The following is a 15,152-nucleotide window of genomic DNA, read 5'->3' on the forward strand; positions in this document are numbered from 1 at the left end:
CGTGGGGGCGCGCGGATCAGGTCAGCACACCACCAGTCCCTGGTGGGCCGCGCCGGCACGCAGCGCCGCGACGGCGGCCGCGGCGGGCAGTGGCGGCGGGGCCGGCAGGTCGTACGGCTGGGCCCGCAGCACCTCGGTGGCCCGGCGGGTGGGCACCGACGCGACCGGGTAGCCCCGGGCGGCCGTGCGGTCCAGCGCCCGGCGGCGACGGCCGAACGCGGCCACGGCCAGCCACTGCGGCAGCCCCGCCAGCGCGGGCGAGCGCAGCCCCGGCGACTCCGGCAGCACGTCCACCGAGCTGAAGGGCTCACTGCCGGCGAGCCACCACTCGACGGCCTCGACGCTGCGCCGGGCCGCGTTCTCGCACCAGTACGGCACCAGCCCCGCGCGTACCACCTGCCACGGGTCCAGCAGCCGGCCGCACTCGACCACCAGCCGGTCGCCGGTCTTGCCCGCCCGGCGCAGCCAGGTCCGGTACAGGTCGGCGATCACGGCGCTGAGCGCCTCGGGCCGGGGGGACAGCACCCGGTGCAGTGGGTGCCCGCGCCGGGCGGCCCAGTCCCGCAGGGACAGCTCGAAGCCGGGCTCCACGGCATGCTCGGCGTGGTCCTGCGGGCCGGAGATTCGCGGCGACTCCCACCGGGCGCCGTCCCCGCCGGCGGAACGGAGCACCTGCCGCAGGGCGTGCGAGTCGGGGTGGAAGTCCGCCGGATCGAGGCCGCTGACCGGGGAGCCGGCCTGGAAGCTGTGCCCCGGGCCGGCGTCGTACACCGGCCAGGTGCGGGCGTCGCGCAGCAGCAGCACCGGGGCGCCCGGGTCGAGCCGGTCGGCGAGGAACCGGGCGTACGCCGCCGGCAGCGACCGCCAGCGCAGCGCGAGCCAGACGGTCGCGCCGGCGAGCGGTCCGCGGCTGGCGGGGCAGTGCACCTGGCGGACGTGTACGTCCGGGTTGCCGGCCAGCAGCCGGGTGGTCAGCGCGGCGCCGTGCTCCAGGGCGGCCCCGGGCCGGTCCACCGCGCCCCGGGTCCAGTGCACGGCCGTCTCGAAGGCGGCGGGCAGCCAGGGTACGCCCATGGCCACCGCCAGGTGCATGGCCGCGCCGTGCGGGGAGCCCAGCACCGCCCCGGGGTAGCTCCGGCGGGGGTACTGGTCGACGAGCCACCGGGCCACCCCGGCCGCGTCGACCTCGGTGGCCTGGTCGGGGGTGAGCGCCGTCCGCCCGGCGGCCCGGGCGGCGACGGCCCGGCGTACGGGCTCCGGCGCGCCGGTGAACCGGGCCGGCGTGCCCGGGTGGTGCCCGAGGTCGGCGCAGTCCTCCCCGCGCAACGCCCGGGCGGCCGCGGCGACCAGGAGCCGGCCGGTGCTGCCGGCCACCACCACGCGGTCGCCGGCCAGCCCGAGCCCGTCCGCCGCGTGTCCCCCGCGCACCGTGTGTGCCGGTCCCGGCCGCCCTCGTTCACTCACCACGCGGGCCGGCTTCCCGTCCCGATGGGGTCTAAACGGGGCATCCGCCACCCCGCGGGGCATTCCCCGCCCACCCGTCAGGTGCCGGGCACGTCGTGGCCCCGGCCGGGGGTGGCGGCGTCGACGTAGCGCAGCACGGCGCCCACCCCGTCGGTCAGGTCCGGAGCCTCGTCGGGCCCCAGCACGGCCAGCTCCGCGTGGGTGCCGACCAGTGCCCGGACCAGCGCCGCGTCGGCGCGTACCCGGTGCGGGTCGGGCACCGACATCGCGGACAGCTGGGCCGGGTCGGTGGCGATGTGGGTCGGCTCCGGGCCGATCCACAGCTGCTCGGTCGAGGACGGGTCGTCGACGAGCAGCATGGTGTCGACCTGGTTGCGCCGCAACGCCGAGACGACGGCGTCCAGCCCGGCGCCGACGTCCTCCTGCATCCCGAAGCGGTCCAGCGCGGTGCTGATGCGCTGGTCGGCCACCTCGGCGATGGTCTGCACGGTGACGTCGTCCATCCGCATCGGGTCGGCGCCGCCGGCCCGCGACCCGGCGTCGGTGCGGACCACCATGTCCTGCCAGCGCTCGGGCAGCTGGGCGGCGATCATCCCGGTGGCCCGGACGTCGCCGGCCACCACGAGCACCTCCGCGCCGACCTTCTCGGCCAGTTCCACGGTGGCCGCGACCGTGTCGCCCGCGTTGTGGTGCCACGCCTCCATGGCGGCCCGCTGGTAGCGCGACTGCGACCAGCCGCCGGGGTTGACCCGCCGCAGCTGGAAGTCCTCCCGCCCCTTGACGTGCGCCTTGCGGGGCACCCCACCGGCGCTGACCGCGACGGCGTCGGCGCCGGTCCGGTCGGCCAGCACCCGCACCCAGGCGACCTGCTCGCCGCGCTCGGCGAGCAGCGGCATCGTGTGCGGCAGCTCGGACCAGGACGCCAGGTCCCGCAGCGGCGGGGCGGACAGGTACTCGGTGAGCACGGGCCGGCCCCGGGCGGCGAACACGGCGATGCCGTAGTCTCCCGGCAGCGGATCATGGCCGCGGACCACCCGCTCGACGGCATCCACCGTCGCCGCGTCGGCGCCCTGGTTGAGCAGATCGCCCTTGAGGGCCCGCCAGCGCAGGTCCACCCCGGGGCGCGAGTCCTGGGTGTCCCGGGAGGCGTCGAGGTAGACCGAGCACCACGGCCCGGGACGGTCGTAGAGCGGGCGCAGGAAGGACAGCTGCATGCTCGACCCCTTTCCAGCTCGGCCCCCCGCTTACCCGCGCCGGTGGGCTTGTCACCTGGCGGGCCGCGAACGTGACGAGATTTCATTCATGTGGTTCAATCAGCGGTGCGGCTACCATCGGCGCACGGAACCGGACTCTGGGTGGTGAACATGGACAGCGACCTCGACTACCGGCGGATCGCCCACCCGACGCAGCGGATCGTCACCGGCCGGGTGGTCCGGCTCCTCGACGGCTATCCCCGCGAGCTGCGGATCGGCCAGCCGGTGCTGGTGGCCGTGGTGACCGCCGCCGCCGTGATGGGCCTGCTGCTGCTGGCGGTGCGCGCCCTGCTGTCCACCGGCGGGGCCGGCGCCCGGCGCAGCTGGAAGGAGCTGCGCAAGGGCCCCGAGTTCCTGGTGACGCCGATGCGGCTGCGCGACTCCGACAACCGGCTCTGCGAGGTCGAACTGCACGGGCACCTGCCGCAGAGCGCCCTGCACCCGTCCGACTGGATCCAGGTCACGCTCCGGCCGCAGGACCCGGACCTGCCGCCCCGCGTCGAGCGGATCGTCAACCTGACCACCGGGCAGCTGCTGCGACCGCGCCACGCCACCCTGTGGAGCCATCTCGGCCCGCCCCTGCTCATCCAGGCCACGCTGGGCGCGCTGCTGACGTTCGCGGCGGCCGCGCTGGTCGTGCTCGCCTGACTCCCCGTCGGCGGGGTTTCCGACGCGTCGGCGGCGGGCACCGTGGGAGGCGTGTTCGACGGGTTCGCGCTGGAGGAGATCGACGTCGGCGAGGTCCGGCTGCGGGTACGCCACGGCGGGTCCGGCCGGCCGGTGGTGCTCCTGCACGGCCACCCGCGCACCCACGTGACCTGGCACCGGGTCGCGCCGCTGCTGGCCGCGTCGCACACCGTCGTCTGCCCCGACCTGCGCGGCTACGGCGGCTCGTCGAAGCCGCCGGGCGACGCTGGACACACCACGTACGCGAAACGGGCGATGGCCCGCGACGTGGTCGGCCTGCTCGACGCGCTGGGGCACGACCGGGCGGCGGTGGTCGGCCACGACCGGGGCTGCTACGTGGCGATGCGGACGGCGCTGGACCACCCGGACCGGGTGAGCCGGCTCGGGGTGCTCGACGGGGTGCCGATCGGCGAGGCCCTCGCCCGGGCCGACGCCCGGTTCGCCGCCCGCTGGTGGCACTGGTTCTTCCTCGGCCAGTCGGACAAGCCCGCGGAGCGGGTGATCAACGCCGACCCCGACGCCTGGTACGGCGGGTCGCCGGCCGAGATGGGCGAGCAGGCGTACGCCGACTACCGCCGGGCGATCCACGACCCGGCCACGGTGCACGCGATGTGCGAGGACTACCGCGCGGGCCTGGGCCCGGACCGGGCGGCCGACGACGCCGACCGGGCCGCCGGACGGCGGATCGCCTGTCCGGTGCTGTTCTGCTGGTCGGAGCGGGACGACATGGTCGACCTGTACGGCGACCCGGCGGCGATCTGGCGGGACTGGGCCGACGACGTGCGGACCGCGTCGATCGACTCCGGGCACCACATGGCCGAGGAGGCCCCGGAGCGACTGGCCGCCGTGCTGACGGCGTTCCTGGCCGCCGCCTGAGCTCAGCCCACCCGGGTCAGCGGGCGGGCCGGCTCCGGCGCGCTGCGCAGCATGCCCCGACGCCGGGCCCAGCGCTCGAAGAACAGGGTGGCGAACGGCGGGACGGCGCAGACCAGCGCGCCGAGGACGGGCAGCGGGCGCCAGCGGTGCAGCCGGGCGACGACGAGCACCAGGGCGACGTACGCGACGAACAGCCCGCCGTGGATCGGCCCGAAGATCTTGACGCCGATCTCGTTGGCCGGCGGGCCGTACTTGACCGCCATGCCGGCCAGCAACGCCAGCCACGAACCCGCCTCGGCGACCGCCGCCGCGACGAACAGCCTGGTCAGTTTCTCGCGCATCCCCACTCCCCCACCGGTCGGCGGCCATGCTATCCAGCGGGGCCCGCGGGCCGGGCGCGTACGGGCCGGACGGCGACAGGGATCACCCGGGCCGCACCGGGTACGTGGAGGGAGCCTCGGGTCTTCCTTGGCCAGTCCCCGCGTGCAAGGTTAGAGGAACCAACGGTGACAGGGTGGTGACCATGGGCCAGGACGTCGGCGTGCGGACCTTCAGTCGCGAGGACCGGGCCCGGTACCGGGAGAAGGTGCGGCGGTGCCTGGACGTCTTCGCCGAGATGCTGCGGGAGTCCCGCTTCGACGTCGAGCGCCCCATGACCGGGCTGGAGATCGAGCTGAACCTCGTGGACGAGGACTCGATGCCGGCGATGCGCAACGCCGACGTGCTGACCGCGATCGCCGACCCGAGCTTCCAGACGGAGCTGGGCCAGTTCAACGTCGAGATCAACGTGGCGCCGCGCCGGCTGGCCGGCACCGGCACGGCGGAGTTCGAGGAGAACGTCCGGGCCAGCCTGAACGCCGCCGAGACGAAGGCCCGGGGCATCGGGGCGCACATGGTGATGATCGGCATCCTGCCGACCCTGCGTCCGGAGCACCTGACCGCCGCCGCGTTGTCGGCCAACCCGCGCTACCGGCTGCTCAACGAGCAGATCTTCGCCGCCCGGGGCGAGGACCTGCGGATCTCGATCGGTGGCGTGGAGCGGCTCGCCGTCACCGCCGACACCATCACCCCGGAGGCCGCCTGCACCAGCACCCAGTTCCACCTCCAGGTCAGCCCGGCCCAGTTCGCCGACTACTGGAACGCGGCCCAGGCGATCGCCGGCGTCCAGGTCGCCGTGGGCGCGAACTCGCCGCTGTTCTTCGGCCGGGAGCTGTGGCGGGAGACGCGCGTACCGCTGTTCCAGCAGGCCACCGACACCCGGCCGGAGGAGATCAAGGCCCAGGGCGTACGCCCCCGGGTGTGGTTCGGGGAGCGCTGGATCACCAGCGTGTTCGACCTGTTCGAGGAGAACGTGCGGTACTTCCCGGCGTTGCTGCCGGTCTGCGACCCGGAGGACCCGGCGGAGACCCTCGCCCGCGGGGACGTGCCGAAGCTCGCCGAGTTGCGGCTGCACAACGGCACCGTCTACCGCTGGAACCGCCCGGTGTACGACGTGTCGAGGGGCCGGCCGCACCTGCGGGTGGAGAACCGGGTGCTGCCCGCCGGCCCGACGGTGCTCGACACGATCGCCAACGGCGCGTTCTACTTCGGGCTGGTCCGGGCCCTGGCCGAGTCCGACCGGCCGCTGTGGTCGCAGATGTCGTTCAGCGCGGCCGAGGAGAACTTCGCCAGCTGCGCCCGGTACGGCATCGACGCGCAGGTGTTCTGGCCCGGCCTGGGATACCTGCCGGTCACCGAGCTGGTGCTGCGCCGGCTGCTGCCGCTGGCCCACCACGGCCTGGACCGCTGGGGGCTCGACCCGGCGGAGCGGGACCGGCTGCTCGGCGTGGTCGAGCGGCGCTGCCTGACGGGCCGCAACGGCGCGACCTGGCAGGTGGAGACGCTGCACCGGCTGGAGTCGGCCGACCACCTGGACCGGCCGGAGGCGCTGCGCGAGGTGGTGCGGCACTACGTCACCCTGATGCACAGCAACCGCCCCGTGCACGAGTGGCCCATCCCCTGACGACCGCCCGCTCGGCCCTGTCGATCAAGAGCTTTGTGTCGGGATTCGCGGCCACACGTGACCCGAACCTCTTGGTCATCCGGCCCCTGCCCGGGATGGGCGGCCCTGGCGCCCGACGCCTCACCCGGCCGCCCCCGCGCCTTCTCCGGCCACTCCTGGCGACAAAGCGGTTCTTGTCATCCGGAGTTCGTATTCCGACGCAATTCTCGCGCCCGCCGGGGCGAAGGGCCTGGGCGCATGGGCGGGGCAGCTCCACAGGGCACCGAACGACTACCTTTCCGCCAACCCATAGACGCTTTTCGAAGCGCTTCTTAATATGGTCCCTGCCGCTCGGCAAATTTCCCCGGCCACAAGGAGACAGACTTGATCAAGCGCGCGTTTTTGGTACTCGCGGCGGCCGTCCTCGGCCTCGCCGCCGTGGCCGCCCCCGCACAGGCCGCCCCCACGCAGGGCGCCGCCCCCGCGCCGGCCGTCGCGGTGGCGCAGTCCGACGTCGGCGTCCAGGTCGCCCCCACCGGCTGCACGACGTGGGTGGAGTGGGTGCAGGAAAGCTACAACGTCTACTACCAGGGCCGCGGCAACGTGCAGTGCGCCACCGGCCGCTACAAGGTCAAGCTCCAGTGCCGCAACCTGCAGACCGGCGTGGGGTACGTCGTCTACGGCAGCTACGCCGTGAACGCGCCCGGCACGGCCACCGCCCTCTGCTACAGCGGCAACGTCGCCGAGCGCGTGTACCCCGTCGAGGACCCGCTGCCCACCGTCGGCGTCACCGGTTGCATCGGCTGGGCGGAGTGGGTCCACGAGGGCAGCAACTACCACTACTACGGCCGCGGGACCGCGCAGTGCGACACCGGCACCTACCGGGTCCAGATCCAGTGCCGCAACGTGCAGACGGGCCAGCGGTACGTCGTCTACGGCCCGGCGGTGACCGCCCCCAGCATCTCCACCACCACCTGCTACCGGGGCAACGTCGCGGACGCCGTGACGGGCGTGCCGGCGTGACGGCTCCCGGGGTCGCGCCGCACCGCGCCCGCTAGTCACTAGGAGACCCGCTCGCCGCGCAGCTCGGCGACCGCCACCTTCGCCGCCTGCGCGATCAGCGCGTCGTCGTGGGAGGCGTCCCTGTCGTCGCGGCGGGACAGCACGGCGAGCACGATCGGGTCGCCGCCGGTCGGCCACACCACGGCGATGTCGTTGCGGGTGCCGTACCCGCCGGTGCCGCTCTTGTCGCCGACCTCCCATCCGGCGGGCACCCCGGCCCGGATCAGCGTCGCTCCGGTCGGGTTGCCCCTGAGCCAGTCCACCAGCACGGCGCGGTCCTCGCCGGAGAGGGCGTCACCGAGCGCGTACGCCCGCAGGTCCGTCGCCAGGGCCCGCGCCGTGCTGGTGTCCCGGACGTCGCCCGGGGCGGCCTCGTTGAGGTCGGGCTCGACGCGCGCGACCTCGGTGACCCGGTCGCCGAGGTCGCGCAGCGCCCGCTCCAGCCCCTCCGGCCCGCCGAGCCGGGCCAGCAGCAGGTTCCCGGCGGTGTTGTCGCTGTACCGCACCGCCGCGTCGGCCAACGCCCGCAGCGTCATCCCGTCCGCGACGTGCTTGCCGGTGACCGGCGAGTACGGCACGAGGTCGCTCATCTTGTAGCGGACGACCTCGTCGAGCTGCGCCGACGACGTCTCGTCCAGCACCGCCGCGGCGGTGAGGGCCTTGATCGTGGAGGCGTAGGCGAACCGCTCGTCGGGGCGGTACGCGACGGTGCGGCCGGATCCGGTGTCCACGGCGTACACGCCGAGCCGCGCGCCGAAGCGGGCCTCCAACCGCCCGAAGCCCGGGTCCGACGAGCCGGTGGCGGCCGGGCCCGCCGACGCGTCGGCGGCGGAGGCGGGCGGCGCGGGGGCCGACGGGGTGGGGGTGTCGGTGGACGTGCAGGCGGCGGGCGCGGCGAGCGCCAGGGCGGCGCACGCCAGGACGGCGCGGCGTCGGGCAGAGAACGTCATCCCCGTGGTTCCCTCCGTGAAACGCCCCCGACAGGAGCGTGTCGACACCGTCACCGTACGCTCACGTCGGCGACACCACGGGGCGGATGGCCTCCGAACAGCGGGCGGGATACGCCGGGAGAGGATCAGAGGGCGACGACGGCGGCCGTCTCCGCCGGCAGCTCCAGTCCGTCGCGCATCACCGTGACCCCGGTGCCGGTGGTCAGCAGTACGCTGCGCACCACGCCGGGCAGGGTGACCCGCTGAGGCTTGCCGGCGAGGTTCGCCACCACCAGGCACTCGCCGCGCCGCACGAGCAGGAACTGGTCGCCGTGGCGGACGTCGACGTCGTGCAGCCGGGGGTCGGACAGGTCGGGCCGGCTCCTGCGCAGCGCGATCAGCCGCCGGTAGAAGTCGTACATCCGGCGGTGGTCGGGCTTGTCCAGCTCGGCCCAGTCGAGCCGGGAGCGCAGGAAGGTCTCCCGGTCCTGCGGGTCCGCCACGTCGCCCGCCGGCCAACCGTGGGCGGCGAACTCCCGCCGCCGGCCGGCGGCGACCGCCGCCGCCAGCTCCGGCTCCGGGTGGCTGGTGAAGAACTGCCAGGGTGTGCTGGCCGCCCACTCCTCCCCCATGAACAGCATCGGCGTGAACGGGGCGGTGAGCAGCAGCGTCGCCCCCACCCGGAGCAGCGCCGGGGACATCGTCGCGGAGAGCCGGTCGCCGGTGGCCCGGTTGCCGACCTGGTCGTGGTTCTGCAGGTACGCCACGAAGCGGTGCCCCGGGACGCGCTGCCGGTCGACGGGACGGCCGTGGCTGCGGTTGCGGAAGCTGGACCAGGTGCCGGCGTGGAAGTACCCGCCGGTGAGCACGTCGGCCAGGCTCTCCAGCGAGCCGAAGTCGCCGTAGTAGCCCTGCCGCTCCCCGGTGAGCACGGTGTGCAGGGCGTGGTGGACGTCGTCGTTCCACTGGGCGTGCAGGCCGTACCCGCCGGCCTCGCGGGGGGTGATCAGCCGGGGATCGTTGAGGTCGGACTCGGCGATCAGCGACAGCGGCCGACCCAGGTGGGTCGACAGCGCCTCCACCTCGATCGCCAGCTCCTCCAGCAGGTGGGTGGCGCGGGTGTCCGGCATCGCGTGCACGGCGTCCAGCCGCAGGCCGTCGACGTGGTAGTCGCGCAGCCACATCAGCACGCTGTCGACGATGTAGCGGCGTACCTCGTCCGACTGCGGGCCGTCGAGGTTGACGGCGCGCCCCCACGGGTTGCTGCGCTCGCTGAGGTACGGGCCGAACGTCGGCGCGTAGGCCCCGGAGGGCCCGAAATGGTGGTAGACGACGTCGAGGATCACCCCCAACCCCTTGGCGTGGGCCGCGTCGACGAGGCGTTTCAGCCCGTCGGGGCCGCCGTACGGCTCGTGCGGGGCGAACCAGCAGACGCCGTCGTAGCCCCAGTTGTGCTCGCCGTTGAAGGCGTTGACCGGCAGCAGCTCGACCATGTCGACGCCGAGGTCGACGAGGTGGTCGAGGCGGTCGATCGCCGCGTCGAAGGTGCCCTCCGGGGTGAACGTGCCGACGTGCAGCTCGTACAGGATGCTGCCGGGCAGCTGGCGGCCGGTCCAGGCGGCGTCGGTCCAAGGGAACGCCGCGTGGTCGTAGAGCCGGCTCGGGCCGTGCACCCCGGCCGGCTGCCAGGCGGAGCGGGGGTCGGGCAGCGCCCGGTCGGAGTCGTCGAGGACGAAGGCGTAGTCGGTGCCGGGGCCCGTGCCGGGCGCCTCCGCCCGCCACCAGCCGCCCGGCACGGAGATCATCTCGCGGTCGCGCCCCCCGGGCAGGCGCAGCCGGACGCGGGCGGCTTCGGGCGCCCACACCGTGAACTCGGTCATCGTGCCTCCACGGACTCGGCGGGCGCCAGCAGCGCGACGGGGAAGGTGGCCAGGAGGTCGGAAAGCAGCAGCTCACCGCCACTGTAGACCCGTCCGGCGGTGGCGGCCAGGGCGAAGCCGGGGCGCACCTGCACCGGTACGTGACGCCGACCCGCGCGTCCGGCGCGGCGGGTCGCGGGGCGGAGGGCGTGGTCACGCCGCCCGCTCCAGGACGACCAGGGAGCGGTCCGGGACGCAGATCGCGCCGCCCGCCTCGACGAGGGTCGACCTCTCCGGGTCGGGTTCGGCGGTGCTGATCACCAGTTCCCAGCGGCGACCGAACTCCTGGCCGGGCAGGGTGAAGTCCAGCGGCCCGTCGTGGGCGTTGAAGCAGAGCAGGAACGAGTCGTCCCGGTGGCGCTGGCCGTACTGGCCGCGCTCGCGGATGCCGTCGCCGTTGACGAACAGCGCCACCGAGCGGCCGAAGTCGTTGCCCCAGTCCTCGCCGGTCATCTCCCGCCCGTCGGGGGTGTACCAGGCCAGGTCGGGCAGGCCGGAACCGGCGGCCCGGCCACCCACGGGCAGCCCGGTGAAGAACCGGCGGCGGCGGAACACCTGGTGCCGGCGGCGGAAGGCGACCAGCCCCCGGACGAACTCCAGCAGCGACCCGTCGGCGTGCTCCCAGTCGACCCAGGCCAGCTCGTTGTCCTGGCAGTAGGCGTTGTTGTTGCCGCGCTGGGTGCGGCCCAGCTCGTCGCCGTGGCCGATCATCGGCACGCCCTGGGACAGCAGCAGGGTGGCCAGGAGGTTGCGCCGCTGCCGCGCCCGCAGGGCCAGCACGCCGGGGTCGTCGGTGTCCCCCTCGACGCCGCAGTTCCAGGACCGGTTGTGGCTCTCGCCGTCCCGGTTCTCCTCGCCGTTGGCCTCGTTGTGCTTGGCGTCGTACGACACCAGGTCGGCCAGCGTGAACCCGTCGTGGCAGGTGACGAAGTTGATGCTGTGGAAGGGGCGGCGGCCGTCGTCCTGGTAGAGGTCGGCGGAGCCGGAGATCCGGGAGGCGAACTCGGCGAGGGTGGCGGGCTCGCCCCGCCAGAAGTCCCGCACGGTGTCGCGGTACTTGCCGTTCCACTCGGTCCACATCGGCGGGAGCGCGGCGGGCCGGGGCGCCGCTGGCCGTCTCCGCCACCGGCGGGCTCGCCGAGATCGTGGAGCCCGGCGTCACCGGGATGACGTTCGCCCCGCAGGACCCGGACGGGCTCAGCGAGGCGGTGCACGCGCTGCTGTCGGACACCGAGCGTGCCCGGACACTGGCCCGGCGGGCCCGCGCGCTGGTGCACCAGCGGTACGGCTGGGCGTCGATCGCGCAGCGCACCGCGGCGACGTACGCGGCGGCGGTCGCCTCGGCGCCGGCGTTCACGGCCGAGCGGGCCGCCCGGCGGATGGCCGAGGGCCGCGCCGCGCCGCGGATCGCCGAGGGCAACCTGCTCGCCGCCGCGGGCCTGCGGTGAGCGAAGGCCCCCTGCCAACGCTTCCGGTATGGCAGGCCCCCCTGTCAACAACGCCTCCGCCGGCAGGAGACGGAAATCGGACTGCCCACCCCGTACGGGATGGGCGGCCCACCGTCGTCGCGGAGCCGGAGGTCAGCGCGCCGGGCCCGGCCAACGGCCGTCAGACGGGAGCGGAACGGGCCGGACCGCCTCCGCGTCGAAGAGGCGCTGCACCTCGGCCGCACTCAGGGCGCCCTGGTACAGGCCGAGGTCGTCGACCTGCCCATACAGCCAGCCCGCCGGTCCGGCCAGCGTGGTGGACCGGCCGACCAGCAGCGGTCCCGTGGCCTGGTAAGGCTGCCAGGCAGGGTTCAGCCCGACCGCCTCGGCCAGCGTCCCGTCGACGTACAGCCGCGCCTCGCGGTGCGTGGCGTCGAGGACCGCGACGAGGTGGTGCCACTGGTCCGGCCGGGCGGCCGGCGCGGTCGCGTACGTGGCGGTCGATTCGTCCGCGGTCGCGGTCGCCAGCATCCCGAACTCCCACCGGCCGCCGTCCGCCGGCTCGTAGGACAGTCGCAGGACGCTACGGTCGACGGCGTCCTGGGACAGCACGGTCTGCGCCCCGCGCGTCGGGTCCAACCGGACCCAGGTCGACAGCGTGAACGACTGATCGGTCCGCAGCACCGGGACGTCCTGTCCGGCGAAGGTCTCCGGATCGAGGACGTCCGACTGGGTCCGCCCGTACTCCTGAGTGGCCTCGCCGTAGTGCGGGTCGGTCGGGTCCTCGATCCAGTGCGTGTCGTCGAGGGCGAGGGCGTTGCCCCGCTGCCCGGCGGTGACGTCGGCGCCCTTTGTCAGGGCGAGACGGCGACCGAACACGCTGGCGTCCCCGGCGTAGCAGAGGCTGGGGTCGAGGTTCTCCTCGTAGCACGGCGTCGCCAGCTCGAACGCCCATCTGCCGACCTGGACCGGCCGGAGCAGGCCGGGCTCGTCGAAGCCGCCGGAGCCCGGGTCGGAGGCGAGCCAGCCGGTGAAGTCCTGGTCGACCAGGGCCCGGTCGTACACCCGCGCGTCGGCGAGGTTGCCCTGCCACCAGGTGGTGTCACCGCGGCCCAGCCGGACCTGGCCGGTGGGATCGTCGACCGCCGTCACGTTGCCGACGGTCGCCTCCGCCACCCCGTTCACCCGCAGGGTGAGGGTGTGCGCGGAGGCGTCGTGCACCACCGCCAGGTGGGCCCAGAGCCCGACCTGAGGCACCGAGACGGACCGGGCGGCCGACCACCTGGCGCCCTTGCCGGTCTTGGACGGCATCAGCACGAGCCACCTGTTGGTCTCGCTGTCGTAGCCGGCCGAGAGGGTGGCCTGGCCAGAGCTGGCCTTGCTGGCGAACACCCGGCTGACGCTGGTGTCGGTGAGCCGCACCCAGGCCGCCAGGGAGAAGGTGCCGGCGGTGTTGAGGGCCGAGGGGGACGCCGACAGGTACGACGAGGCGCCGTCGAAGGCGACCGTCTGGGCGCCGAGCAGCCTGGCGTCGCCCTGCCAGGAAACGCCCGAGGCGGTCAGCGGGGTGTCGCTGGGCGCGGCGTTGCGGTCGGCGAGCGCCTGCACCTGGGTCGTTCCCGGGTACGCCTCCAGCCCCCACAACGCCGTCGGGGGCGCCGGTCGGTCGGAGGCGACGGCGGTACCCGGCTTCGCGTACGCCACGGCGCCACCGGCGAGGGGCAGCAACACGGCGGCGCAGGCCGCGGCCAGGCGCAGCGCGCCCGGGTAGGCCACGCCCCGGGCGGGGCGTGACGACGATCTGTCAGTGGTCATGAAACCTCTTCCCCGTGAGAACCTCGGACGGACTCGGCAAGACATCGACGGACGCCTGGCCGGATCGCCGGGACAGTCTCACCGGGCGACAGCCGCTCCGCTATCCGGTATTGGCCGCGCCGGCGGTCGTACCCGGACAGGGACGGCGGAACGGCGACGGGCCGCCAACCCGGCTGGGGTCGGCGGCCCGTCGTCGTGAGCCTGCGGGTCAGCGCTCCGCGAGCGGGGCGTACGCCCGCTCGGGGGAACCGGTGTAGACCTGCCGCGGCCGGCCGATCTTGGTCTCCGGGTCGTTGATCATCTCGCGCCACTGGGCGATCCAGCCGGGGAGCCGGCCGAGGGCGAAGAGCACGGTGAACATCTTCGTCGGGAAGCCCATGGCCTTGTAGATCAGGCCGGTGTAGAAGTCGACGTTCGGGTAGAGCCGGCGGGAGACGAAGAAGTCGTCCGCGAGGGCGATCTCCTCCAGCTGCACCGCGATGTCCAGCAGCGGGTCCGGCTTGGACATCCGGCCGAGCACGTCCTGGGCGGCCTGCTTGACGATGGCGGCGCGCGGGTCGTAGTTCTTGTAGACCCGGTGGCCGAAGCCCATCAGCTTCACGCCCTCCTGCCGGTCCTTGACCTTCTGCACGAAGGTCCGGACGTCGCCGCCGTCGGCCTGGATCCGCTGCAGCATCTCCAGCACGGCCTGGTTGGCGCCGCCGTGCAGCGGCCCGAACAGCGCGTTCACGCCGGCCGAGACCGAGGCGAAGAGGTTGGCGTTGCTGGAGCCGACCAGCCGCACGGTGGAGGTGGAGCAGTTCTGCTCGTGGTCGGCGTGCAGGATGAACAGCATGTCCAGCACCCGGGCGACCACCGGGTCGACCTCGTACGCCTCCGCCGGCACGCCGAACGTCATCCGCAGGAAGTTCTCCACGTACCCGAGGGAGTTGTCCGGGTACAGCAGCGGCTGGCCGATGGACTTCTTGTACGCGTACGACGCGATGGTGGGGACCTTCGCCATCAGCCGGACCATCGACATCTCGACGTGCTCGGCGTCGAACGGGTCCAGGCTGTCCTGGTAGAAGGTGGAGATGGCGCTGACGGCAGAGGACAGCACGGCCATCGGGTGGGCGTCGCGGGGGAAGCCGTCGAAGAACCGCCGCATCTCCTCGTGCAGCAGCGAGTGCCGCCGGATCCGCTCGCTGAACTCGGTCAGCTGCTGCTGGCTCGGCAGCTCCCCGTAGATCAGCAGGTAGGAGACCTCCAGGAAGGAGGACTTCTCGGCGAGCTGCTCGATCGGGTAGCCCCGGTACCGCAGGATGCCCGCGTCGCCGTCGATGTACGTGATCGCGGACGAGCAGGCCGCGGTGTTGACGAAGCCGGGGTCGTACGTCGTCATCCCGGTGTCCTTGAGCAGCTTGCTCACCACGAGCCCGTCGGGGCCTTCGACCGCCGACCGCACCGGCATCGAAAGCTGCCCACCGGGGTGATCGAGCTTGACTTCCGTCATGTGGTTCCTCGCTTCGCCGGCAGATCTACGTCGAAATTGCCTTCGCTTTTACCGTAAACACGGTTGCGGGAACACCGCCCGCCGTGGTTCGGCGGTGAGGCATGCGTCACCCGATTCCCGACCAGCCCACGGGGAAACCCCGTCGGTCCGGGCGCCGCCGGGAGGCGCCGCGGGCGGTCAGCGGGACGTCTCGCACGACCCGGAGAACGCTCCCGGAGCCCGGGAATCGCTCGGGCGGCACCCCGAA

Annotated in this window: 13 protein-coding genes and 1 pseudogene; 5 read left to right on the top strand and 9 right to left on the bottom strand. The window is 73.8% G+C overall.

Annotated elements, in window-relative coordinates:
- Nucleotides 1–21: 21 nt before the first annotated feature.
- Complete coding sequence (locus ABGB16_RS12875; protein ID WP_347668244.1) at nucleotides 22–1,467, bottom strand: hypothetical protein; 1,446 nt, start codon at nucleotides 1,465–1,467, stop codon at nucleotides 22–24.
- A gap of 74 nt (nucleotides 1,468–1,541) precedes the next feature.
- Nucleotides 1,542–2,678: a Vms1/Ankzf1 family peptidyl-tRNA hydrolase gene (locus ABGB16_RS12880; RefSeq protein ID WP_347668245.1), complete on the bottom strand. Its 1,137-nt coding sequence runs from the start codon at nucleotides 2,676–2,678 to the stop codon at nucleotides 1,542–1,544.
- 141 nt (nucleotides 2,679–2,819) lie between these two features.
- On the opposite strand from ABGB16_RS12880, the gene ABGB16_RS12885 reads away from it, so the two are divergent.
- Nucleotides 2,820–3,365 (top strand): hypothetical protein, encoded by a 546-nt coding sequence (locus ABGB16_RS12885; RefSeq protein WP_347668246.1) that lies wholly within the window; start codon nucleotides 2,820–2,822, stop codon nucleotides 3,363–3,365.
- Between the two features lie 51 nt (nucleotides 3,366–3,416).
- The gene (locus ABGB16_RS12890; protein ID WP_347668247.1) at nucleotides 3,417–4,280 is read left to right on the top strand and encodes an alpha/beta hydrolase; all 864 of its coding nucleotides are present in this window, start codon (nucleotides 3,417–3,419) and stop codon (nucleotides 4,278–4,280) included.
- Between the two features lie 2 nt (nucleotides 4,281–4,282).
- Here ABGB16_RS12890 and ABGB16_RS12895 read toward each other — a convergent pair whose 3' ends face one another.
- Nucleotides 4,283–4,621, bottom strand: coding sequence for a DUF3817 domain-containing protein (locus ABGB16_RS12895; RefSeq protein WP_347668248.1), 339 nt, complete (start codon nucleotides 4,619–4,621; stop codon nucleotides 4,283–4,285).
- A gap of 182 nt (nucleotides 4,622–4,803) precedes the next feature.
- Here ABGB16_RS12895 and ABGB16_RS12900 point away from each other — a divergent pair, with 182 nt between their 5' ends.
- Nucleotides 4,804–6,282: a glutamate--cysteine ligase gene (locus ABGB16_RS12900; protein ID WP_347668249.1), complete on the top strand. Its 1,479-nt coding sequence runs from the start codon at nucleotides 4,804–4,806 to the stop codon at nucleotides 6,280–6,282.
- Between the two features lie 363 nt (nucleotides 6,283–6,645).
- Nucleotides 6,646–7,284: a hypothetical protein gene (locus ABGB16_RS12905; protein WP_347668250.1), complete on the top strand. Its 639-nt coding sequence runs from the start codon at nucleotides 6,646–6,648 to the stop codon at nucleotides 7,282–7,284.
- Between the two features lie 38 nt (nucleotides 7,285–7,322).
- Here the strand turns inward: ABGB16_RS12905 and bla are convergent, their stop codons facing one another.
- From bla to ABGB16_RS12925, 4 genes and pseudogenes are all read right to left on the bottom strand, one after another.
- Nucleotides 7,323–8,273, bottom strand: coding sequence for a class A beta-lactamase (bla, locus tag ABGB16_RS12910; RefSeq protein WP_347668251.1), 951 nt, complete (start codon nucleotides 8,271–8,273; stop codon nucleotides 7,323–7,325).
- 125 nt (nucleotides 8,274–8,398) lie between these two features.
- Complete coding sequence (gene treZ / locus ABGB16_RS12915) at nucleotides 8,399–10,132, bottom strand: malto-oligosyltrehalose trehalohydrolase (protein ID WP_347668252.1); 1,734 nt, start codon at nucleotides 10,130–10,132, stop codon at nucleotides 8,399–8,401.
- Complete coding sequence (locus ABGB16_RS12920) at nucleotides 10,129–10,266, bottom strand: hypothetical protein (protein ID WP_347668253.1); 138 nt, start codon at nucleotides 10,264–10,266, stop codon at nucleotides 10,129–10,131. Before ABGB16_RS12920 ends, treZ begins: the two co-directional genes overlap by 4 nt.
- Before the next feature lie 58 nt (nucleotides 10,267–10,324).
- Nucleotides 10,325–11,257: pseudogene (locus tag ABGB16_RS12925) on the bottom strand (glycogen debranching enzyme); the annotation flags it as partial.
- A gap of 59 nt (nucleotides 11,258–11,316) precedes the next feature.
- Here ABGB16_RS12925 and ABGB16_RS12930 point away from each other — a divergent pair.
- A complete protein-coding gene (locus ABGB16_RS12930; protein WP_347668254.1) occupies nucleotides 11,317–11,619 on the top strand; it encodes a glycosyltransferase in 303 nt (100 codons plus the stop codon).
- A 132-nt stretch (nucleotides 11,620–11,751) separates the two neighbouring features.
- Here the strand turns inward: ABGB16_RS12930 and ABGB16_RS12935 are convergent, their stop codons facing one another.
- Together ABGB16_RS12935 and ABGB16_RS12940 are read right to left on the bottom strand one after the other, a co-directional pair.
- A complete protein-coding gene (locus tag ABGB16_RS12935; RefSeq protein ID WP_347668255.1) occupies nucleotides 11,752–13,413 on the bottom strand; it encodes a LamG domain-containing protein in 1,662 nt (553 codons plus the stop codon).
- 208 nt (nucleotides 13,414–13,621) lie between these two features.
- On the bottom strand, nucleotides 13,622–14,905 hold the full coding sequence (locus ABGB16_RS12940; protein ID WP_347668256.1) for a citrate synthase: 1,284 nt from the start codon (nucleotides 14,903–14,905) through the stop codon (nucleotides 13,622–13,624).
- Between the last annotated feature and the right edge of the window lie 247 nt (nucleotides 14,906–15,152).

The organism is Micromonospora sp. B11E3 (assembly GCF_039871625.1).
GTDB lineage: Bacteria > Actinomycetota > Actinomycetes > Mycobacteriales > Micromonosporaceae > Micromonospora.

Bases quoted from the DNA above. Each gene is read 5' to 3' on its own strand.
- ABGB16_RS12940 (WP_347668256.1), bottom strand. From the start codon at position 14,905: ATGACGGAAGTCAAGCTCGATCACCCCGGTGGGCAGCTTTCGATGCCG.
- ABGB16_RS12895 (WP_347668248.1), bottom strand. From the start codon at position 4,621: ATGCGCGAGAAACTGACCAGGCTGTTCGTCGCGGCGGCGGTCGCCGAG.
- treZ (WP_347668252.1), bottom strand. From the start codon at position 10,132: ATGACCGAGTTCACGGTGTGGGCGCCCGAAGCCGCCCGCGTCCGGCTG.
- bla (WP_347668251.1), bottom strand. From the start codon at position 8,273: ATGACGTTCTCTGCCCGACGCCGCGCCGTCCTGGCGTGCGCCGCCCTG.
- ABGB16_RS12880 (WP_347668245.1), bottom strand. From the start codon at position 2,678: ATGCAGCTGTCCTTCCTGCGCCCGCTCTACGACCGTCCCGGGCCGTGG.
- ABGB16_RS12935 (WP_347668255.1), bottom strand. From the start codon at position 13,413: ATGACCACTGACAGATCGTCGTCACGCCCCGCCCGGGGCGTGGCCTAC.
- ABGB16_RS12900 (WP_347668249.1), top strand. From the start codon at position 4,804: ATGGGCCAGGACGTCGGCGTGCGGACCTTCAGTCGCGAGGACCGGGCC.